A 23,167-nucleotide genomic window follows, 5' to 3' on the forward strand; every position below is an offset into this window, starting at 1 on the left:
CTGTCCCAAAAGGATTTTGTATTCGGGTAGGTATCTGAGAAATTTTTCAAATACTCAACTCTTCAAATACATAATCAGACTTTTGGGACAGCCTCACTCCGGAAAATATATGTTCAGTGTTTAGTCGTCTATTACAACTTTTATATCATATCCTTCTACCGAAATCTTACCTCCGCTGTTGCCTGCTACCAATTCCAAATCACTATTTTCTTTAATTTGTTTTATAACTTTTAACGACTCAGGAATATCTACTTTCCCGTACTTTATTTTGCAGGTGACCTGGAAAGGTTCACTTCCGGTATTTACATTCACTTTTCCATATTTCCCGGTTATATCGATCCCCGAAAAGTTATTTTTCAACCTGCTTATATTTACTATATCATCATAGCCAGAGAGATAAAATTTGGAGGCTTCGTCGATTTCAAATTTGCAATATTTGCTTTCGTCGATTTGCACATCTTCTGTTTTTCCAAGATAAAAGTCATCGTCGTAACACTCTGTTACATTAAATACTTTAACATTCCCCAGTTTTAGTTCAGAATATTTCCCTTTGTAAGTGCCTGAATTGGCCGAATTTATTCGAATATTACAGTCGTATAAATCTAGGCGGATTTCGTTAACCTCAGCCTGAGAAATAAAATCAGAATATTTTGCATTTAAATTCAGGCTGCTTGTTTGACCAATGTTAAATTTATCATCGTAGGAATTGATTACCAGTTTCCCCGTTTTTTTGCCTTCGAACTTTGAATATTTGCTGGTAATTTCTGCGTCACCCCATGACGTAAATTCAATATCGCTGTCATAAAAATCAATGTCGGCGGCTTTTTGAATCTCACCAATGTAGATTTTTGAGTATTTGGCTTCAATTGTAAAATCACCTGCAAAATCATTAGCATGCAAATTGCTGCTGTATAGGGTAAAATCAGCGTCTCCGTCCAGTTCCTGAAGTTCAATGTCGCTATATTTATTGTTCAGTTTTAAACTTGCGTTTCGGGGTATGTATAACTGATGCCTGATTTTAAACTCTCCTATTCTTACCTTGTCACCATTCAACAATGTAATTGTCCTGCGGTTGTTTACCGAATTCATGTTTTTATAAAAACGCGTATCAATTTCCAATTCATTACCACGCAGATCGAATGTGAAATCTTCAATTGCTTTAATTACTTTGTCAACATCTTCTTTTGAGTTTCCCCTGATTTCGACCGAAGTAGTCATGCTGACATTTTTGTCGCTTGATGTGTTTATTTTTATATCTCCGGACTGGTTTGATATTTTTATAGTCACGTTTTCCGGAACCGTTGCATTTTTGTTTAGCGACTTAGAGGCGTCATAATTTTGAGCCGAAACAAAAGCACTAATAAACCCCCAAATGGCTATTAGGCTATAAATTTTTAAGTTCAATTGTAGTTTCATAATTTTTTTGTTTTTCTATTTCCATTGAAAGACGGTTGAGCAACCGGATCTTTTTTTCATAATAATCCAATAGTGCATTTATAATTTGTTCATTTCCATCAGTTTTATTGAGGTCTTGTTCGTAGGTTTTGTATACTTTATCTAATTCATTTAATTCGTCCAGCAAAAAACCGAATTCCGATTTTTCTTCCATTGTAAGCGGTTGAATTTCCTCCCATTTTTTATTAACAACGCGTTTTAACTCTGCCTCCTGTTGACCCAAATCTTGCGAAATATCAGCAAGTGTAACAATCACAACACTGTCTTCCTGATTTTCTTTAACCACAACATAAGTCAGGAGAACACCAAGAAGAAAAATGGCTGCCGTTTTCCACATCCGGTCAGGAAGAATGGTTCTTTGCGGCCTGATTTCTTTTTTTATTCCTTTCCAGATAAAATCATCGTTCGGTGTCTCTGCATCAAGCTTTAATCTGTTCTGTTTTAAATATTTTTCGATTTTCATCCCTAATCATTTTTCCCAAAAGTTGTTTTGCCCTGAAAAACTGGGTTTTTACTGTCGACTCTGAAACCCCTAATTGTTCACCTATTTCAGCATGTTTGTATCCTTCCAGCGCTCGCATGACCAAAATCTGTCTTGCGCCGTCGGGTAATTTTTTTATAAAATGATGAACGATTTCCGGATCAAATTCTTCATTTACTTCATCCATAATTTCAAAATGACGGTCGGAAACGGTTTCCAGATCTTTTGTAATAAAACGCTCCTTTCTCATCACATCAATACAACGGTTTATTACAATTCTTTTTAGCCATCCCCCAAACGCCCGTTCATCCTTTAACCGGGCTATGTCGGAGAACGCTTTAATAAACGCATCCTGCAAAATATCTTCAGCCAGCTCTGAATTATTTGTCATCCGAACAGCGATATTAAACATGGCTTTTGAATACAATTTGTACAGTTTAAACTGCGCTTTTGTACTGCCTCGTTTACAAAGCCTCACCAGTTGAATTTCGTTTCCGTTGCCCGCTATTTTCAAAATTGTAATTTTACTTGTAAGACGAAATCATTTTAAAAAAGTTGGAAACCGTTTCACTTTTTTAAATTTGTATATAGATTTTTTAAAAATACAGCGTTATGTTTATTGTTCACGTATTTGTTCATGTAAAAGAGGACAGGATAGAAGATTTTAAAACAGCAAGTGTTGAAAATGCAGAAAACAGTATCAATGAACCCGGAATTGCGCGTTTCGATGTGGTGCAGCAACAAGATGATCCAACCCGCTTTGTTTTGGTTGAAGTTTACCATACTGAAGAAGATCCAGCAAAACACAAAGAAACCAGCCATTATAAAAAATGGCGCGATACTGTGGCGGATATGATGGCTGAGCCGCGGTCGGCCTTAAAATTTTTTAATGTTCATCCTGATGAAAAAGGATGGGAATAAGGCAATATTTGAAATACAGGCTTTAAATGCCAAGTAACAGTTGTTCCGCATTTTTTGAGATTTTGAATACTGGAATTTATTTGTTACTTGAATTTTGGAGTTTGGCAATTATTATACTATGAATTTAAATTTTGAATTTGCCACGGCAACAAGAATTATATTTGGTAATCTTTCGGTGGAAAAATTACCTGATTTAATTGCTTCCATGGGAAATAATATTTTGCTGGTAACCGGCAAAAATACAGATCGGGCAGAAGAGGTTTTATCAAAAATTCAAAAGAGAGATTGCAGAATAGCAATTTTCTCTGTCGAGTCGGAGCCAACAACAACGATTATCGATGGAGGGATAAATTTAGCCAGGGTAGAAGGCTGCAATCTGGTTGTAGGATTGGGTGGCGGAAGTGTGATTGATAGTGCAAAAGCTATTGCTGCAATGGTTCCAAATAAGGGAGAACTTTTGGATTATCTGGAGGTAATTGGACAGGGGAAAGCGTTGGTTGACGACCCGCTTCCGTGTATTGCAGTGCCAACGACCTCGGGAACAGGAGCCGAGGTTACCAAAAATTCGGTTATAAAATCAGTGGAGCACAATGTAAAAGTTAGTTTGCGAAGCAATAAAATGTACCCCGATGTTGCGTTGGTCGATCCTGTTTTAACACATTCAATGTCGCCTGAACTTACTGCCAGTACCGGCGTTGATGCGTTAACTCATTTGCTCGAAACTTTTGTATCAAACCAGGCGAATCCGTTTGTCGATTTGTTATGCAGGGAAGGGATGGAACGGGTTTCTACTTCGCTGGAACGGGTTTATAAAAACGGAGAAGATGTAGAAGCACGAGAAAATATGTCGATGGCAAGTATGTTAGGCGGAATGGCTTTGGCAAATGTGAAGCTGGGTGCTGTACATGGTTTTGCTGGTCCAATGGGAGGAATGTTCCCCATCGCTCATGGAGCCGTTTGCGCGTGTTTGTTACCTCCGGTTATGAAAGTAAATATTAAAGCAATAAAAGAGCGCAACGAAGTGGAGCGCTTAAAAAAATACGATGTGCTTGCTAAAATTTTAACAGGCGACAGAATTGCCTGTGCAGAAGATGCCATTGGATGGGTAAATGCATTGATTGAAGATTTAAACATTCCGTCACTTTCGAAGTTTGGATTAGCAACAGCTGATTTTTCGGAATTGGTAAAAAAGGCAAAAGTGTCAAGCAGTATGAAAGGAAATCCCGTATTGCTGGATGATGAAGAATTAATGACGATTCTGGAAAAATCACTGTAACCTTCTTGATAACATCTGGTGTTTCAGGTGGAATAATATTTGTTGAATAAACAGTATCTTTGTACAACAGAATTAAAAGTTATGATAGGGAAATTTTTTTATACACCCGGATCCAAAAAGTTTAACATAACCCCAAGGTTTCATGATCCGGATAAGGAAGAAAGAGATGCACGGGAGCAAAGGATAAAGGATGAATTGGGAATTGTGGATGAAAAAGTTGATGATGGAAAACCATTCCGTCCAAATGTTAGGGGACAGTTTAGACGATCAGAGGGGTGGCAGGCAAAATCATCAGAAAAAGCAAGACGAACATCAAACACGCGCTTGATTGTTTTGATCCTGATTTTGACCTTAGTTTTTTATTTGTTTTTTTATTCTGATTTTACGTTTTAGTGAGCGATATAATACAGTTATTACCCGATTCGGTAGCCAACCAGATTGCAGCTGGTGAAGTGATTCAACGACCTGCATCAGTAGTAAAAGAACTGGTTGAAAATGCACTTGATGCAGGAGCCACCGAAATTATTATCCATGCAAAAGATGCCGGCAAAACCCTTATCCAGATAAGCGATAACGGCTGTGGAATGTCTCCAACCGATGCAAGGATGGCTTTTGAGCGTCATGCAACGTCGAAAATTAATTCAGCAAACGACCTGTTCTGTATCCGCACCATGGGGTTTAGGGGAGAAGCACTTGCTTCAATAGCAGCAATTGCCGATGTGGAACTTAAGACCAAAAGAGTAGAAGACGAGGTAGGTACTTTTATTCATATTATTGGTTCACAGGTGAAAAAGCAAGAACCTGTGGCCTGTACGAACGGAACAAGTTTTAGCATAAAAAATTTATTTTTTAACGTTCCTGCACGGCGTAAATTTTTAAAAGCCAATACCACTGAGTTAAAACATATTATTTACGAAATTCAGCGAATTGCTATTCCCAATCCGGAAATAAAAATCTCATTCTATCATAATAATTCACCGCTTTATGAATTGCCTCAAACCAATCACAGAAAACGTATAGTTGATGTTTTTGGGAAAAGTATTAATCAGAGCCTGGTTCCGGTAAAGGAAGAAACCAGCCTGATAAAAATTCATGGCTTTGTGGGGCAGCCGAAATTTGCCAGGAAAACAGTGGGAGAACAGTTCTTTTTTGCAAACGGGCGTTTTATGCGTCATCCCTATTTTCATAAAGCAGTTATGCAGGCATACGAAAAATTATTGCCACCTGATACTTTTCCTTCCTACTTTTTATTCTTTGAATTGGACCCGGGCAATATTGATATCAATGTTCATCCAACAAAAACCGAAATAAAATTTGAAAATGATCGTGCTATCTGGCAGATCATACACGCCGCCGTGCGCGAATCACTTGGAAAACACAATGTTGTTCCGTCCATCGATTTTGATCAAAGCGGAAATATTGATATCCCGCTACCCAAAAGAGATGCTTCGGATATCTCTTTTCCCGACATCAAGGTAAATCCCGATTATAATCCTTTTAACACTGAAAAATCGGGTGTTTCTTTTGGTAACAGGGAATTTAAGTCTGACAGAACAAACCTCGGCCGCTGGGAAGATTTATATGAGGGTGCTGAAAATAAACCATCTCCTCAGCACCAGTCTGAACAGAATTATTTTGATGGTGATGGTTTGGATGATTTATATGGAAAATCGAAGGAGCAATTCACCGGGAAAAAGGTTTTACAATTAAAACAAAAGTATATTCTTACTCCTGTGAAGTCGGGTTTGATGGTTATTGACCAAAAGAGGGCACACGAACGCATTTTGTTTGAGAAATTTATGGATGTACTAAAATCTGATTCTGTGGCGAGCCAGCAACAGCTTTTTCCGCAAACTGTGGAATTAAACCCGGCTGATGCAGAATTGTTAAAAAGTATACTTTCCGATTTGCTTGCTCTGGGATTTGATATTCGTGAATTTGGTAAAAATACCTTTGTAATTAATGGAACTCCAGGTGTTTTGGATGTTTCTTCGCCAGAATTAATAATAGAAAGATTGCTGGAGGAATATAAAAATTCTCCACTTGAAGCAAAGAAAAAAGCGAAGGAACAAATTGCAATTTCGCTGGCCAAAGCCTCTGCACTTGAGTACGGAACCGAACTAAAACCGGAAGAGGTTGATCGCTTGATTGACAATCTTTTTGCATGTGTGACGCCAAACTTTTCACCCGATGGGAAAAAAGTTTTAACGATAATTCAGACAGAAGATATCGAAAAAAGTTTTTCAAAGTGACAATATGTCGTTATTTTAATGGAATTAAAAAATGGTCTGGCAATTGCAAGACTGCATTAACTTTGGAACATAGAAAATAGAAACAGAAAAAAATAGCTCATGAATTACAGGCCTGTTTTAAACAATATCCCGCCGGTTGTAAAAAATCTCATCATCATCAATGTTCTTTTTATGCTGGCTACCTGGGTATTTAAGAATATGGGGATTGATATGGTTGAAATTTTTGGTATGCATTACCCGGGTTCTGATAAGTTTATGCTGCATCAGGTTATAACCTATATGTTTATGCATGGCGGATTCACGCATATCCTTTTTAATATGTTTGCCCTGTGGATGTTTGGGCGGGTTTTGGAAAGTGTATGGGGACCTAAAAGGTTTTTAATGTATTACATGATAACCGGTATTGGAGCAATTGCGCTCCATACTTTAATCAGTTATTTTGAAATTTCGGCTATGCAGAATACAATTCAGGCATTTCAGAATACTCCATCGCCTGAGATATTGGATCAGTTTGTTCAAAAAAATCTACCTAATTCTTCAGTTCAGGTTCGCGATTTTGTAAATTCCTGGTACGACGATCCTACAAACAATGCTTTTGCAGGCGAGGGATTGAACCTGATGCAAAGAATTTTGAAGATGAAAATGGATATCCCGACTGTTGGAGCCTCTGGAGCTGTTTTTGGGATTTTGCTTGCATTTGGAATGTTATTTCCCAATACCCAGTTGATGCTGCTTTTCCCTCCTATTCCAATTAAAGCCAAATATTTTGTTATTGGTTACGGTTTAGTCGAACTTTATCTCGGACTTGCTCAGCCGGGAAGTAATGTAGCTCACTTTGCCCATCTTGGAGGAATGTTATTTGGTTTTATACTTATTAAGTATTGGAATAAAAATTCGAGACACTTTTATTGATCATGGATATTTTAAGCGACATAAAACAAACCTTTAAAGATGGTTCAGTATTAACCCGGCTGATTTACATCAATCTTGGTGTGTTTTTGCTTGTTAAACTGGTTGGAGTATTTTTTATCCTGGCCAATCAGCCTTTTTCACTTACCTACTGGTTGTCTTTGCCTTCAGGGCTTGACGAACTTATCCGCCGTCCTTATACTTTGATAACTTACATGTTCCTGCATGAAGGTTTTATCCATATTCTTTTTAATCTTTTAGGTTTATATTGGTTTGGAAAATTGTTTTTATACTATTTTGAAGGAGACAAACTGTTAAGTGTCTATCTGTTTGGAGGAATCGCCGGTGGTGTGTTGTACATGATATCATATAGTATTTTTCCTGTATTTGCTTCAGTAAATGGCTTGTTATTAGGTGCTTCTGCGTCGGTTATAGCTATTCTTGTTGCTGTTGCTGTTTATGAACCAAACCGGGAAATTGGTTTAATGTTTATTGGCAACGTGGCTTTGAAATATGTAGCTGGTTTTTATGTTCTTCTTTCAATACTGAGCATTTCGTCTTCAAATCCGGGAGGAAACATTGCCCATATCGGAGGAGCTGTTTGGGGATGGTTTTATATTTATCAATTGCGCAGGGGAAATGATATTGGAAGAGGACTGATAAAGTTTTTGAATAAAATTCCCGACATGTTTTCACGGAAAAGTAAAATGAAGGTTACCTATAAGCAACCTCCCCGCGACGATTATGAATACAACCGTCAGAAAAATGTACAACAGGAAGAGATAAACCGGATTTTGGATAAAATTGCAAAATCGGGTTATGAAAGTCTAAACAAAGAAGAAAAAGAATTACTTTTTAAACAAGGAAAAAAATAGTTTACCGGTATTTCGATTTTATATTATATTTTCTTCTTCTTTTTCGGTATGTGCCTGGTAAATACTTGCATTTAGCTCAAAACCCACCAATAGAATCAGTGACATAACATACATTAACAGAAGTATTATTAACAGCGTTCCAATTGAGCCGTATAGAATATTATAGCGGCTAAAATTATTGATATAGTAGGTGAAGCCTGCAATTGTTATAATGCTTAGCACAGTAGCCAGTGTTCCGCCGGCTGATATAAATCTCCATTTTGTTTTTCGGGCTGGAGCCATGTAGTATAAAAAAGAGTATGCAAAGAAGAATAAAAATATGGTAATAACCCATTTCCCAAAAGTTAAAAGGTAAACGGTAAAAGAGTCTCTTAAAATACTTGAGTCTTGCAGATAGTTAATTAACCATTGTCCACCGGTTAACAGTGCAATCGCTATAGTTAAAAGAACCGACAGTATAAAAAGAAGAACAATGGCAGCAATTCTCTGGCTAAACCATTTCCGGCGATAAATGCTGTGTACTGTAGCATCGAACGCACTCATCATTGATGCGAGCCCGTTGGTAGAGAAAATCAGAGCGGCAAAAAAACCAAAAGAAAGCAAGTCTCCTCTGGGTTGTTTTAATATAGTGGTTAACGTTTCCTCTATCGTAGTAAAAGTACTTCCCGGAACTACTTCTTTTATCAGCAAAAGAAGTTCGTTTTGAAAATTTTCAATTGGAATGTAGGGGATTAATGTAAACAAGAAAATTACAAAAGGGAAAAAAGCAACAAAAAATGAAAACGCAATAGCGGATGCACGGGTTGTGATTGCCCCGTCAACAATACTCCTCCAAAAAAACAAAGCTACATTGTAAATCGGGACACCATCAAAAAACGGGAGTGATACTTTCTGTGCTTTTTCAACTATTTTCTCCCCAATCTTTTTAAAACGAGATACATTTAAAAAGCCTACTTTCACAGGTCTGTCATTGTTTTTCAATTCTTAGTTGGTGAATATATTCTTTCCCATCGTTTTGTTTCAAAAGAAAATACACTCTGAAATTTCCTTTCGCTGTTATCAATTTCCCTATAACAGCCTTTGCCCCTTCTTTGTTACTGTTACTATTATGAATAACTGTAAACTCTTCGGGAAAATAATTATTGAAGAAATTTCCTACAATTTGTTGAGCCTGCGCTTTGCTGTATACATTTTCATTTTCAAGAACAATCAATTCAACATTTTGGTTAAAATAGCGCGAAAGTATTTTTACGTCGCCTTTTTTAAAACCCAATACAATTTCATCGGGAACCTGCGCCTGGCAAAACAGAGATGTAAATACCATTCCTGTAATCAGAAAAGTTGAAAATATTAGTTTTTTTGTTTTGGTCATATCCTTTTTTATTTATCAAGTGCCAATCAGTAAGCAAAAACTATGCAAAAACAAATTATACACTTAATTTTAGCGTAAATTTATAAAATTAAAATTCAATTAACGGAATGAAGCTTACTTTATTGGTTGTAGGTAAAACAGATAAAACATATATAAAACAAGCAATTGAAGAATATACCAAGCGTTTGAAACATTATATTTCTTTTGAAATACAAATTATTCCAGACATAAAAAATGCCAAAAATTTAACTAATTCTCAGCAAAAAACGACAGAAGGTAAGCTTATTCTTTCTAAAGATTATATAGGAAAAGAGGTACATTTATTCGATGAAGGGGGAAAAATGTTTTCATCGAGAGAGTTTGCCGGGTTTATTGAAAAGAAGATGGTTAGTGGCCTGAAAGAATTGGTATTTGTAATTGGAGGGCCATATGGTTTTTCAAATGAAGTATACAAACAGGCAAAATCAAAAATTTCTTTGTCCCGACTGACATTTTCGCATCAAATGGCGCGACTTTTGTGCGTTGAGCAAATTTACAGGGCTTTTACCATCATAAAAGGCGAACCATATCATCATGACTAATATGCTGCTGAAGCTAAATAAATATTTTTTTCTTGTTCTCGCAGTTTGCTTATTTGTCTCTGCCGCAATAATAGAGAATGGCCTGTTGACCCTGCACCCCGAGGAAAGTTTGATAGCAGATTTTCAGGAACAGTTGATTGCCGATGAAAATCGTCTGGAAATGAATTTAAAGGACATTTCCAGAATCATAAACGAGGATGATTACTGGGGGGAGCTAAATAATTACCTTAATAACAATAATTTACTGCTTGAAAAGGAAGGGGTTGGTTTTTTAATGTACATTTCAGGCGAGCTTGAATACTGGTCCGACCGTTCTCTTTCATTTTACGATTCAATCACCCAATTTGAAAATCTTGATGGATTTGTAAAATTGCCAAATGGTTATTATTTGGTTCAAAAGCTTGAAGTTGATTCTGTCGATGTTCTGGGTTTGCAATTAATTAAAAGAAACTTTTATTATGAAAATAAATATCTGAAAAATATTTTTCTCGAAAAGTATAATCTGCCAGAGGATTATGATATAATTGAAAACAGAGTAGAAAAATTACCACGTATTTTTAATAAAAATGGAGAATTTCTTTTTTCCATTTTACCCGCCGGACAATATTTGTGTACTACAAAACAACTTTATTACCCGGGAATTATTTATTTGTTTGGCTTGTTTATATTGCTGTTCTATTTCCGAAAAGAATTTATAGAATCTACAGCACCTTTTTTTCTGAAACTTTTTGCGTTAGCTACCACCTTATTTGTTGTTTACTGGCTGCACCTGATTTTTCAAATTCCCAAAGTTTTCTTTCATCTCCAGTTTTTTAGTCCCGAGTATTTTGGACTAAACAACTGGCTTCCTTCGCTGGGAGATTATGTTTTGTTTGCTATGTTTTTCTTTTTCTGGATGTACAACTTCGCAACGGATCTGGATATTCAGGAATTACATGAAGATTCAAAACTTTCAAGAAAATTTGTAATTGCACTGTTGCTTTTCTTTGCTGCAAGTTTGTATCTGCTGGTGAATTATTATATACAAGAATTGGTTTTTAATTCTACCCTTTCTTTTTCATTTAATAAAATAACAGAAATTTCGGCTCAAAGCGTTTTGGGTATTTTTGCAGTGGGGCTTCTACTGTTGGCGGTACTATTTTTTACAATCCGGATTAATCTGCAGGCAAAAAATGATTTTAAATATCTCGAGTTTGCTGGTATTGTTCTTCTTATAGCAGTATTTCTGGCACTTACTCAACTTATTTCTATTCATAAAATATATTACACAGTTCTGGTTTTTTTTATTGTTTCGGCAAATCTGGCAATACTTTTTGGAAAAAATTATTTGCAGAAATTTACGCTAAGTTATTTGATCATTTTTGTTTCGGTAACGGCCATTTATTCACTTCTGATAATATACCATACAACCATTGTCAAGGAGCGCGGACACCAAAAATTGTTAGCCGTAACTTTAGTTGCCGAACATGATCCTGCTGCCGAAGTTTTCTTAACCGAGATTCAGGAACAAATCAGGGTAGATGAGAACATAATGCAGCTATTGTTTGAGGATAGAGAAAAAGCTCAGGAAAGAATAGAAAACTATTTACTTGAAACTTATTTTAACAGTTATTTCAGAAAGTATATCGTTGATATTTGGGTCTGTTATCCTGAAGACAAATTATTTCGTCCTGAAATAGGAGATACTTTGGATTGTTTTCCGTTTTTTGAAGATTTGATAAAAAGCCAGGGAATACAAATTCAGGGTACTGATTTTTATTTTATGGACAATATGAACGGCCGTATTTCATACACCGGACGATTAAAATACAGTAGTGAGGGGTCTATTTTTATAAATATAGATTCTGATTTACTTTTTGAAGGAATTGGGTTTCCGGAGTTGTTGATTGATAAATCGATGATGAAACCTGACGACTATAAAAAATTTAGTTACGCAAAATATTATGGGGGAGAACTGACTGACAAATATGGCGATTACAATTATAATTCATATGTAGATCGATATTTGGAATTGTCTTCTGATGATGATTTTTCTTTTATTACCGATCAGGAATATACCTTTAAGAAATGGGATGGAATGGAACATCTTATATACAATACAAGGGAAGATAATTATGTGATTGTTTCGCGCGAGCTTTTTACCATTGTTGACTACCTTATTTCTTTTCCCTATTTGTTTGTGTTTTATTTCCTTTCTGTGATGGTTTTACTGCTGATTGGGAGCAAATCGATAAGAAAACGGCGTGTTAATTTCGATTTGAAATTTAAAATACAGGCAGCAATCATTTCCATTGTGTTTGTTTCTCTTTTAGTAGTTGCCCTGGCAACCATCTTTTATAATATTGATAGGTACAAAACAAAACACAGAAATGATCTGGATGAGAAAATGAAGTCGATTGCTGAGGAAATAGATATGCGGCTTGAAGCGGTAAATGAAATAACTGATGATTTACAGGACTGGATGGATAACGAATTAACAAAATTATCAAATATTTTCCGAACGGATGTCAATATTTATGGTAACGACGGGAGTTTAATTTCATCATCGCGTTTTGAAATCTACAACAGAGGGCTGGTTTCAACACGGATAAACGCGCAAGCATATTATGAGATTCTGGGGAATTTTCAGATTAGTTATTTTCAACCCGAAAGAATTGGCGAATTATCCTATTTGTCAGCGTATCGTCCCATTGTAAACTACAGGGGAGATTATCTGGGAATTATAAACCTACCTTATTTTATCAGGCAGGATAACTATAGCCAGGAGATTTCAACTTTTATTGTGGCGTTTATTAATTTATATGTTTTGTTGTTACTGGCCAGTATAATAGTTGCCGTTTTTATTTCCAATCAGATTACCAGACCGTTGGTGGTTATTCAGGAGAACCTCCAGAAAATGGAGTTGGGCAAACAAAACAAACCCATTGTATACAGCAGACAGGATGAAATTGGAAGCTTAGTCAAGGAATACAATAAAAAGGTAGAAGAGCTGGCCATTAGTGCTGATTTGCTGGCGCGCTCAGAACGTGAGTCAGCCTGGCGCGAAATGGCGAAACAAATTGCACATGAGATTAAAAATCCACTCACTCCGATGAAGCTGAACATTCAGCATTTACAACGAACCAAGGGAGAGGGGAAGGAGTATAACGAATATATAGAACGCGTTACTGCCACTTTGATTGAACAGATTGACAACCTGTCAAATATTGCAACTGAGTTTTCAAATTTTGCTAAAATCCCAACAGCACGAAACCAGGTGTTTAAGCTTGCTGAGCAACTTCACAAAGTTCTTGCCTTGTTTGAAACACATGAGGATGTAAGTATTGAATTTAATTCGAATGGATTAGAAAACCTTATGGTGCATGCAGATCGCGAACAGCTATCAAGGGCTATTATAAATTTGGTTAAGAATGGCATTCAGTCCGTTCCGGAAACAAGGAGAGGAAAAATTAATATTCTGTTGAGCAGACGTGAACACATGGCTGTTGTTTCAGTTTCCGATAATGGAACCGGAGTCCCGATAGAGTTAAGAGAAAAACTGTTTAGCCCAAGTTTTACAACAAAATCGAGTGGTATGGGACTTGGACTGGCAATCGTTAAAAATATTGTTGAGAATTTTTCGGGGAAGGTGTGGTTTGAGACAAAAATGGGAAAAGGAACTACTTTTTTTATTGAAATTCCCGTTTATAGTGAGGAAAAACAAATAAGTTAATTTTGAATTATAAGAACGAAATAATTTGATATGGTTCCATTATCATTTGTTGAAATATCAGAACGATTAAATAGTATGGATTTGCCGGAGGTTGATCTGGTTATCGGGATTGGATCGGGAGGAATTGTACCGGCAAGTTTAGTAGCTTTTCATTTAAAAGCCGAACTTCAGGTTGTGGTATTAAACTATCGTGACGAAAATAATAACCCTCGTTACGATAAACCGGTTATTCTAAAAAAACCGGAGAGGGAGTTGGACGGAAAAAAAATACTTCTGGTTGATGACGTGTCAGTTTCCGGGAAAACAATGAATGCGGCGTTGGAACAACTAACAGGACTTGATGTTAAAACCCTTGCAATGAAGGGGAAAGCAGATTATGTTTTATTCCCGGAAATTAAGGATTGTGTAAAATGGCCCTGGAAGGTGTATTAATTCGTTAAAAATGAATTCAAGTTTTCGTTTAATTTTTGTTTCTCTTATTCTTGTTGTTTCCAATGGCTGCCAAAAGCCGGCTGATAAGGAAGCTTACCTTCAAAATTTCAGAGATTTTGTTGAGCGGGTAAAAAAGTACCATGACGATTATAGGAAAGCAGACTGGGAATGGGCTGATAAACGTTTTGCCCAATACAGCGACAAATGGTACAACGATTTTAAAGAGGAGCTCACAACCAATGAGAAAATTGAAGTTCTTACGTTAAAACTGGAATATCAGAATCTAAAAGAACCAAGTGTGATTTCAGATTTGCTTAAGGGCTTAAAAAGAGAGGATATAGATGAGATAAAGGATAAAATTGACGAGTATATCGAAAAAGATTTTGATGAGGATGTTGAACAGGTAATGGATGGTTTGATGGAAATAGGTGATTCTGCCGTTAAAGTTGTGGAGGATATCCTGGAGGAAATTGACAACAGGTTCTGAAAATTGTATTTGATAAAAAGGAGTTTTTTTATCAATTCTCCTATAAATTTTTAATTTTATCGTGTAATCCAAATCAACTGAAAATGAAGTTTGTTAAGTTTTTTTTATTGTCTCTTTTTGTTTTATCATTTTTTTCTTTTAAGCAAGATTCAAAATCTTTTAAGCCAGGAGAAGTCTGGCCCGATGATAATGGAATTCATATAAATGCGCATGGCGGAGGAATTCTTTTTTTTGAAGGGAAATATTACTGGTTTGGCGAGCATAAGGTTGAAGGGAGGCGCGGAAACCAGGCAAGAGTAGGTGTGCACTGCTATTCTTCAGAAGATTTATACAACTGGAAAGATGAAGGGATTGCATTAAATGTCAGCAACAACCCTGACAGTCCGATTACGGTTGGCTGTGTAATTGAGCGCCCTAAAGTAATTTTTAATAAAAACACGGGAAAATTTGTACTTTGGTTTCATCTCGAGCTAAAAGGGCAGGGCTATAGTGCCGCTCAAACCGGAGTTGCTGTTGCTGATACGCCAGCCGGACCCTATACTTTTTTAAAAGCTTTGAATCCAAATGCCGGTAAATGGCCTGCTGGTTACAGTGACGAACTAAAAAATAAAACCTTTCCAAATAATTTGGAAGGCTGGACTGACGAGTGGCTAAAAGCTGTGAAAGAGGGCATGTTTGTTCACCGCGATTTTGAAAAGGGCCAAATGGCGCGGGATATGACACTTTATATTGATGAGGACGGAACGGCATACCATATCCACGCATCCGAAGAAAATCTGACTTTGCATATTGCTGAACTGACCGAAGATTACACTGATTTTACAGGAAAATATATCAGAATTCTGCCAACCGGTCATAATGAGGCTCCCTCAATTTTCAAACGTAATGGAAAATATTATATGATTACCTCTGGTTGTACCGGCTGGGATCCGAATGCTGCTCGATTACTGGTTTCCAACTCTGTAATGGGAGAGTGGGAGTATGTTGCGAATCCTTGTATAGGAGAAGACAAAGATTTAACATTTCATTCTCAAAGTACATTTATTTTGCCGGTTCAGGGGAAAAAAGATGCCTTCATTTTTATGGCCGACAGATGGAGACCTCAAAATGCAATTGATGGTCGCTACATATGGTTACCTGTTCAGTTTAAAAAGGACGGTACTCCTTTTTTGGAATGGAAAGATGAATGGGATTTAAGTGTTTTTGATTAAGCCATTTTTGGGAAACACCGTTTTAAAAAACATTAGGTTGTTTTATTTGTCGCAGCATTTTTATAACTTGATATTTCATGTTGAAATAATTATGTTATGAAAAAAAAATTTGCTGTCGTTTTTGTTGCTTTGGTTGTTTTGATATCGTGTGATTCCCGTTCCTCCCGGAATGAAAGTATCGCCCCTGATGTATATTCAAATTATTTGCAAAAAGGAAATGATATTTCCAATCTGGCACAAGGTGTTTTGCTTGCCAATGTTGGAAAAGCAATTCAGCAGGGAGGAGCTGAACATGCTGTTGAATTTTGTAATCTGAAAGCTTCTGCAATAATCGACAGTTTGAATCGGGTCAATCTTTGTGATATTTCCCGTGTTTCAGAAAAAAACCGAAATCCGGGAAATATACTTCAAAATGAAACGGATAAAAGTTTGTGGGCACATTATTCAACACAAGCTGCTGATAGGGCAAACGATACTCTGATTAAGAGTTCTGACGGGTTTATATTTTACAAACCAATCAGAATTGCACTGCCCGCTTGTTTAAAATGTCATGGAATCGTTGGAGAAGAAATTGACCAATTAACGCATAAAAAACTTCAGAATTTATATCCGTCAGATTTGGCAACGGGTTACAAGTTGAATGATTTCCGCGGGATGTGGAAGATAGAGTTTGAAGCTAATTAAATCAGTTTACCTGTTAAGGAATACGGTACCGGTCTTTACATCTCCATTGCCCAGTTCCAATATATAAACATAAGTACCAGCTGGCAAGGTGCCTCCACCCAAAGTCAGTTTAGCTTCAGAAGTTCCCCACCACCATGCAGTTTCGTCCGAGCCCCAGTATTCCAGATTACCATAATGTTCTTTTTCGAACAGTTTGTTTCCGGAGCGGCTAAATATCATCAACTTGGCTTCAGGATAACGTTGGATACAGAAAATTTGGAAGAAATCGTGAACCCCATCTCCATTTGGTGAGAATGCATCGGGGATGAATAAAGAACAATCAGTTTCCACATCCAGGTAATCCGGATGTCCGTCCAGATCCATATCATCGTTACTGAAATCTCCATCTCCATTCCAGTCCTCATCGTAAGTAAGGAATTCATCTTCATCGTCGTTGGTATCTCTCCAATCGCGTTTTCCGTCACCGTCAAAATCCTGGAGTGGAGCATTACTTCCTGTTTCGTTGTAAGGTGTTGAAGGAATTAGTTGATCATCATAAATATCATACGCATCATCCAAGCCATCTTGGTCTGAGTCTGTGTAGAATCTGGACTCGTCAGGTATTCCATCTGCATCAATATCGTGTCCTTCAATATAGTCAAATACACCATCGTCATCCGTATCGATGTCCAGATAATCTGGTGTTTCGTCTCCGTCTGTATCAACAGGAATAAATTGAGTTCCTCCGTTGTCCGGGTCATAAGCGTTATCCCACCCGTCGTTATCGCTATCGACGCCTGTTGGCGGAATGTAAGTCGTTTCACCCTGCCCTTCAATATTGTCAGGAATACCGTCGTTGTCGGAGTCGATATCAAAACTGTCGAAAATACCATCTCCGTCAGTATCAGTAGTTTGGTCTCCTTCCACAATGTCCAGAATTCCATCGTTATCGTCGTCAATATCCTCCCAGTCAGTTATGCCGTCGCAATCATTATCAGGAAGAATTTCGATATAAGCAGTAGCTGTATCACACAAGGCCGGAATACCGATCTCACAAAGTCTGTATGTAAAGCTGTCAATTCCCAGAAAGTTTTCATCGGGTTGATAGATGAATGTTCCGGACGGATTCAGAATTAGTGTTCCGTGATTCACATGAACAACCGGAGTTGTGTCAACTACAAGAATATGTGAATCCGGATCGTAGTCGTTATTTGTAACATCTCCTTCCAGGGTATGACAAAGAAGCCTGAAGTTATCATCTTCTGCAACCGGTGCTTCGTTAGGTGCAAGCACATGAATAACTAATAATGCCTGCGCACACATCGGCATACAAGGTATTCCATCGTCGCATATTGAATAAGCAACAACATCAGTACCTTTAAATCCGGGATTCGGCGTATAGGTAATATAACCAGTAACGGGATTAACCTCTGCAACACCATTTGCAGGGCTAAATAATGTCCTTACTGATGATGAGAGCACATTTGTTTTGGTATCATAATCGTTGTTGGCTACGTTAACTGCAATGCTTGTGTTTTGAACCGTATAAGCTGTGTCATTTTCAGCGATTGGTGCAACGTTACCAACCACCTCAACAGCTGCAGTGCATGCTGAGGTATTGTTATTAAAATCGGCTACTGTAACTGTTACAAAGATATTTCCAATGTCGTCGCAGCTAAAGTCGAATTGATTCAGGCTCATGCTGTCAATGCCACATTCATCAAAAGCATCTAAAATAATTTCGTCAGCTTCTAAGGAGTATGATGCTTCAAGGTCGAGTTGTACCGTGATGTCTTGACAAATTACTCTTGGCGGAATGGTATCTTTAACAGTAACTTTTGCTGTACATTCCGATATATTCGAATATTTGTCAACTACTGTTAGCGTAACAAAATTATCTCCGGTAGCCGAACAATCCAATGTGGAAGGTGAAACGTAAATCGTGTCAAAACCACAATTATCAAACGATTGATTATTTATCATACTAACATTCAGGTTCGCATTTCCATTTTCATCCAGATAAACCATCGTATCCGTACAGGAAGTAACAGGAGGTATTGTATCTTCAATAATTATGCTTGCTGTACACTGAGATGTATTACTTGCCTCGTCGGTTACAAAAATATTAATTTGTTGGGCGGTTCCGAGTTGAGTACAGTCAAATTCAGTTCGGTTGGTGTTTAAGTTAAGCGAGCCCAAAGGAGTACAATTATCTGAAGAGCCACTGGCAATTTCTGTAAGTTCAATATCAGTAATAACTGCTTTTCCGTTTTCATCAAGATAAACTGAGATTTCGTTGCAGACAGCAACCGGAGGAATTATATCGGTTAATCGTATTGATTGTGAGCAGAATGAGATATTTCCACAGTTGTCCTGAACAGCGTACCATCTCAGAAACTCATTTCCCTGATTGCTTTGAACACTTTCAGCATATAGCATTCTGAACGATGAGGAATCAATTGAACAATTATCACTGACGGAGCCACCGGCGTTTATAAACTCAGTGATAGTCTGATATTCAGGAGGGGCGTCTGAAATGCATTCGGCGGTAACTGTCGGAGGACAACTAATTTCAGGAGGAACATTGTCTGTAACCCTGATAATGTGCTCACATGTTGAAACATTATCACATTGGTCGGTTATTTGATAGGTTCTGATAATATCCCTCGGACATATTGTATCGGAATAGTTTTCTTCAACAAATTCAAAACTTAAAACATTCAGATCTTCGTCATCATAGGCATTACCTCCGGCTGCTATAAAATCTTCAAAACTACGGAAAATAGGGGGGGCCTCTTTTTCGCAGGTAACGGTTATACTGGTTGGACATTGCATTACAGGTGGAATAACGTCACCTATTCCAACTGTATGAACGCATGTTGCTGTATTGCCACAGAAGTCGGATATTTCGTAGGTGAAAATATAAGTCTCGCCACAAGTGGTTTGAGCTGTTTCCATTGAAACGAGCCGGAAAGATGCCGCATTAATAGCACAGTTATCTGATGCCTTACCTCCGGCTTTAGAAAATTCATTGTAGTTTTGGAACGCTTCGGGTACAGATGAATTTGCTTCGATAGCAGTATCCTGAGGACATATTAGTATTGGTGGCTCTGTGTCGGTTACTAAAACTTCATGTGTAAATGAAACATAATTGCCACAGTAATCATAAATCCGATAGGTGTTTGTATAAACTTTAGGACAAATTAAGTCACCGGAATCTTCCTGTTTAGTGAGGATGAAACTACTTGTATCTATTTCACAATTATCTTCAACAATACCGCCATATTTAACAAAATCGGAATAGGAGTTCAAGGTACTGCGTGCACAAATTGTGGTCGTATCATTAGGAACCTGTATAATTTTTGGAGCTATCGTGTCATTTATGGTATATCTTTGAATATAATCAGTATAGTTTCCGCAATTGTCGGTAAAGCGGTAAGTCCGGTTTATCAATCTTGGGCAACCGTCACCAATTGGAGCATCTCCCATAAACTGCATTGTAATAGTTCCACATAAATCTTCAACAACGCCACCTGCCTCTCTGAAAGCTTCAAGTGTTTCGTACGGGGGAGTTGTTCCACATTCGGATACTTCAATTTCATTAGGCGCACGGGTTACCCTGGGGGCTAATTTATCATCTACAATAATATACTCTCTTGCACGTGTTCTGTTTCCGCAATCGTCTGCAATCTCATATACTCTAATAATTGTTTCAGGACAAGATCTGTTATCTGAATATTCAGATATAATAGTGAAGGAGGATTCATCAATAGAACACTCATCACTCAGAGTGCCGCCGTTTTGTAGCCACATTTCAACAGTTGTATATTTAGGAGGAATTGTTTTGCAATTAACAAACTTGTCTCTCATGTTAAATACAGGACTTGTTATGTCATTTATAACAATTAATTGTTCACACGTTATACTATCGCCGGCAATGTTTTTAATCGAATAGATTCTTGTTATTGTCTCCGGGCAGGTTTTTGCATCTGTTTCTTCTCCTTCAAATTTGAATGTAGATTCGTCTATTGGTGGAGAGCCAATCGCAATTCCCCCGGCTTTTACGAATTGCTCGTAATTATCATAGTATGCTGGTATAGATTCTAACCCACAATCAATTACAACTGTTGAAGGGCAAATTAACTGAAGATCGGATGTTTTATAAACCGTTAACTGTTGCAAGCAACTGGCTGCATTGCTACATGAGTCTGTGATGGAATAAGTCCTTGTTATTAGTTGCGGATCGTTTCCTAAGTAGGTTTCAAAATCAATATGGAATGTTTTTTCGAGTAATCCGCAATTATCCTCTGCAATACCACCGGCATCTACAAAATCATTATAATTTGTATATGGATTGTAGCTTTCTCCCGGGAGGATTGTCTTATCCGGAGGACATTCCAATTCCGGAGCAATATCATCGTTAACAGTAATAATGTGGTTACAGATTATGAGGTGTCCGCAAGAATCAAGAATGGCATAGTTTCTTTTTATAGTGGTCGGGCAGATTTCCCCGTCAGTAATGTCGCTCAATAAAAAGAAACTGGATGTATCAATACCACAAATGCTATAGGCGGAACCTCCTGCGTCAAAATATTCAGAATAGCTATTGTATGGCGGAATTACTTCATCGATACATGTAAAAGACAATTCAGAAGGACAAGTCACAGAGAGTTGAGCATCTCCCTCAACAATAATCAGTTGTTCGCATACTGCCCGGTTGTCGCACGAGTCATAGATTTCGTAGGTTCTTGTTATGGTTTCGGGGAATTCATTTTCATCAGAAACATCACTTACCCAATTGAATGATTCTTCTATTATTCCGCAGTCGTCAGAAGCCGACCCTCCGGCAATTACAAATGCATCGTAGTCTGCAATTATTGCAGGAATACTTCCTCCAACTTCAATGGTAGTATCTGGTAAACAAGTTAGTGTTGGTGCTGTATTGTCGTAGACTACAAATACCGTTGAGCAAGTAATCAGGTTGCCGCAAGAATCCTGAACTTCGTATGTACGAATAATTTTCTCAGGGCATTTATTATTATCTGAGACTTCGTTTAATACGGTAAATGTTTCTTCAATAATTCCACAGTCGCTGGAAGCCGAACCTCCGGAGTTGATGAAACTGCTAAAATTGCTATGCGGTTCAGGAATATCATCAATACAACCTACCAGTATTTCTGTTTCTCCCGGGCAATCAAAATTGAGATTCAGATCGTTTTGAATGATGATAGCCTGTTCGCAAATTGAAGTATTGCCGCATGAGTCAGCGATTTCGTATATACGAGTAAGTGTATCAGCTGCAATATTAGAAGAGATAAACTGTTCAAGTATATGGAAGGAGCTGAAATCGAGTCCGCAATTGTCAGAAGCTGAGCCTCCTTCACTTACAAATTCAGCGTAATTTGAGTATTTAGCATGAATTGTTTCACCAACTTCTATTGTAAATCCCGGAGGACAGCTAATTTCCGGAGGAATAGTATCGTTTATAATAATTGTTTGGATACATGTTACAGAATTTCCACATTCATCACTTATTTGATAATAACGATCGATTATTTCCGGGCATTTATTTCCATCTGAAATTTGACCCACCAATGCGAAGCTGGAAGAATCGATACTACATTTGCTTGTTACAGACCCTCCTTCTGTAATAAATTCATCAAGTGTTTGATACGGGATAGGCGCCTCACCGTAGCAAGCGCTTGTTACGTTACCCGGACAAGTTATTTCAGTACCCGGATCTGTTTCGATAATGATGACTTGTTCGCAGGTAGCTGTATTTCCGCATTCGTCTGAGAACTCATAAGTAACGATTAATGTGTCAACCAGATTGCCGGTAATTCTGTTTTCAAATTGAACCGCGATGGATATTTGAGCGGAATTTCCACAATCATCGCTTACATTTCCGCCTGCCGCAATAAATTCCTGAATAGTTGCGTATGGATTTGGAACTTCATCTCCAATAGGTACAAGCAATTCAGGAGGACAACTAATAATAGGTTTGATTGTGTCCTTAACGGTAATGACCTGGGAAGCCGAGACTGTGTTTCCACAGTCATCGGCGGCGGTCCAGGTCCGGGTGATGGTAAGGGAGTTATCGCAAATGAAGTCAGAAATGGAATCACTGACTATTGGAAGATACACGCCACAATTATCGGTGACGAAAACAGCTGGCGGAGCTGGTACGTCATCCATACAAGCAACAGTTATATCTTCTGGGATATTGTTTAAGGTTGGAAGTATTGTGTCTTTGACTATTATTATTTGAGAGCATGAGTCTGAATTTCCACAATTGTCTCTTACAATCCATTTTCTGGTAATGATAGTATTACATGGCTTAGAGTTATCGATAATGTCAATATATTCCATACTTGTATCATTACATTCATCAGTAATAACAGGAGTTCCTGTTATTGTTGTATCTATGTTTTGTATACAATCGACTGTAATATCCGGCGGGCAGACATCAAATACCGGCGGAGTGGAATCTTTTACGGTAATAATCTGGATGCATGAGTCAGCGTTTCCGCAGTTGTCAGT

At 37.6% G+C, this 23,167-nt stretch carries 19 protein-coding genes; 13 read left to right on the forward strand and 6 right to left on the reverse strand.

Going from position 1 to position 23,167, the window contains the following annotated elements:
- Positions 1 to 120: 120 nt before the first annotated feature.
- From K5G00_RS27460 to K5G00_RS27470, 3 genes are read right to left on the reverse strand one after another with little or no spacing between them, the layout of a single operon-like run.
- A complete protein-coding gene (locus tag K5G00_RS27460) occupies positions 121 to 1,416 on the reverse strand; it encodes a hypothetical protein (protein WP_238769696.1) in 1,296 nt (431 codons plus the stop codon).
- On the reverse strand, positions 1,385 to 1,918 hold the full coding sequence (locus tag K5G00_RS27465) for a hypothetical protein (protein WP_238769697.1): 534 nt from the start codon (positions 1,916 to 1,918) through the stop codon (positions 1,385 to 1,387). Before K5G00_RS27465 ends, K5G00_RS27460 begins: the two co-directional genes overlap by 32 nt.
- Positions 1,875 to 2,450: an RNA polymerase sigma factor gene (locus tag K5G00_RS27470; protein WP_238769698.1), complete on the reverse strand. Its 576-nt coding sequence runs from the start codon at positions 2,448 to 2,450 to the stop codon at positions 1,875 to 1,877. Before K5G00_RS27470 ends, K5G00_RS27465 begins: the two co-directional genes overlap by 44 nt.
- 98 nt (positions 2,451 to 2,548) lie before the next feature.
- Here K5G00_RS27470 and K5G00_RS27475 point away from each other — a divergent pair, with 98 nt between their 5' ends.
- From K5G00_RS27475 to K5G00_RS27500, 6 genes are all read left to right on the forward strand, one after another.
- Positions 2,549 to 2,857: a putative quinol monooxygenase gene (locus K5G00_RS27475; RefSeq protein ID WP_238769699.1), complete on the forward strand. Its 309-nt coding sequence runs from the start codon at positions 2,549 to 2,551 to the stop codon at positions 2,855 to 2,857.
- A gap of 118 nt (positions 2,858 to 2,975) precedes the next feature.
- The gene (locus tag K5G00_RS27480; RefSeq protein WP_238769700.1) at positions 2,976 to 4,133 is read left to right on the forward strand and encodes an iron-containing alcohol dehydrogenase; all 1,158 of its coding nucleotides are present in this window, start codon (positions 2,976 to 2,978) and stop codon (positions 4,131 to 4,133) included.
- A gap of 81 nt (positions 4,134 to 4,214) precedes the next feature.
- Positions 4,215 to 4,526 (forward strand): hypothetical protein, encoded by a 312-nt coding sequence (locus K5G00_RS27485; RefSeq protein WP_158865102.1) that lies wholly within the window; start codon positions 4,215 to 4,217, stop codon positions 4,524 to 4,526.
- A complete protein-coding gene (mutL, locus tag K5G00_RS27490) occupies positions 4,526 to 6,385 on the forward strand; it encodes a DNA mismatch repair endonuclease MutL (protein WP_238769701.1) in 1,860 nt (619 codons plus the stop codon). The genes K5G00_RS27485 and mutL overlap by 1 nt, the downstream gene beginning before the upstream one ends.
- A 99-nt stretch (positions 6,386 to 6,484) precedes the next feature.
- Positions 6,485 to 7,297, forward strand: a complete 813-nt coding sequence (locus K5G00_RS27495) for a rhomboid family intramembrane serine protease (RefSeq protein ID WP_238769702.1) — start codon at positions 6,485 to 6,487, stop codon at positions 7,295 to 7,297.
- A 2-nt stretch (positions 7,298 to 7,299) separates the two neighbouring features.
- The gene (locus K5G00_RS27500) at positions 7,300 to 8,169 is read left to right on the forward strand and encodes a rhomboid family protein (protein ID WP_238769703.1); all 870 of its coding nucleotides are present in this window, start codon (positions 7,300 to 7,302) and stop codon (positions 8,167 to 8,169) included.
- Between the two features lie 18 nt (positions 8,170 to 8,187).
- Here the strand turns inward: K5G00_RS27500 and K5G00_RS27505 are convergent, their stop codons facing one another.
- Positions 8,188 to 9,129 carry a YihY/virulence factor BrkB family protein gene (locus K5G00_RS27505; protein WP_238769704.1) on the reverse strand — a complete coding sequence of 314 codons (942 nt, stop codon included), beginning with the start codon at positions 9,127 to 9,129 and terminating at the stop codon, positions 8,188 to 8,190.
- A 7-nt stretch (positions 9,130 to 9,136) separates the two neighbouring features.
- On the reverse strand, positions 9,137 to 9,541 hold the full coding sequence (locus K5G00_RS27510) for a DUF4783 domain-containing protein (protein ID WP_238769705.1): 405 nt from the start codon (positions 9,539 to 9,541) through the stop codon (positions 9,137 to 9,139).
- A gap of 107 nt (positions 9,542 to 9,648) precedes the next feature.
- Here K5G00_RS27510 and rlmH point away from each other — a divergent pair, with 107 nt between their 5' ends.
- The 6 genes from rlmH to K5G00_RS27540 all read left to right on the forward strand — a co-directional run bounded on the left by rlmH (position 9,649) and on the right by K5G00_RS27540 (position 16,648).
- Entirely contained in the window at positions 9,649 to 10,122 is a 474-nt protein-coding gene (gene rlmH / locus K5G00_RS27515; RefSeq protein WP_238769706.1) for a 23S rRNA (pseudouridine(1915)-N(3))-methyltransferase RlmH, read from the forward strand.
- Complete coding sequence (locus K5G00_RS27520; RefSeq protein WP_238769707.1) at positions 10,115 to 13,834, forward strand: sensor histidine kinase; 3,720 nt, start codon at positions 10,115 to 10,117, stop codon at positions 13,832 to 13,834. Before rlmH ends, K5G00_RS27520 begins: the two co-directional genes overlap by 8 nt.
- A 30-nt stretch (positions 13,835 to 13,864) precedes the next feature.
- Entirely contained in the window at positions 13,865 to 14,266 is a 402-nt protein-coding gene (locus K5G00_RS27525; protein WP_238769708.1) for a phosphoribosyltransferase, read from the forward strand.
- A 10-nt stretch (positions 14,267 to 14,276) separates the two neighbouring features.
- A complete protein-coding gene (locus K5G00_RS27530) occupies positions 14,277 to 14,753 on the forward strand; it encodes a DUF6565 domain-containing protein (RefSeq protein WP_238769709.1) in 477 nt (158 codons plus the stop codon).
- An 83-nt stretch (positions 14,754 to 14,836) separates the two neighbouring features.
- Entirely contained in the window at positions 14,837 to 15,964 is a 1,128-nt protein-coding gene (locus K5G00_RS27535; RefSeq protein ID WP_238769710.1) for a glycoside hydrolase family 43 protein, read from the forward strand.
- Positions 15,965 to 16,060: 96 nt separating this feature from the next.
- Positions 16,061 to 16,648, forward strand: a complete 588-nt coding sequence (locus tag K5G00_RS27540; protein WP_238769711.1) for a c-type heme family protein — start codon at positions 16,061 to 16,063, stop codon at positions 16,646 to 16,648.
- Positions 16,649 to 16,654: 6 nt separating this feature from the next.
- On the opposite strand, the gene K5G00_RS27545 is transcribed toward K5G00_RS27540, so the two are convergent.
- Entirely contained in the window at positions 16,655 to 23,062 is a 6,408-nt protein-coding gene (locus K5G00_RS27545; RefSeq protein ID WP_449566828.1) for an HYR-like domain-containing protein, read from the reverse strand.
- Here K5G00_RS27545 and K5G00_RS27550 point away from each other — a divergent pair.
- The coding region (locus K5G00_RS27550; RefSeq protein ID WP_238769713.1) for a hypothetical protein at positions 22,980 to 23,167 on the forward strand (188 nt) is incomplete at its 3' end. The genes K5G00_RS27545 and K5G00_RS27550 overlap by 83 nt on opposite strands.

Source organism: Maribellus maritimus (assembly GCF_022267315.1).
Classification (GTDB): domain Bacteria; phylum Bacteroidota; class Bacteroidia; order Bacteroidales; family Prolixibacteraceae; genus Draconibacterium; species Draconibacterium maritimum.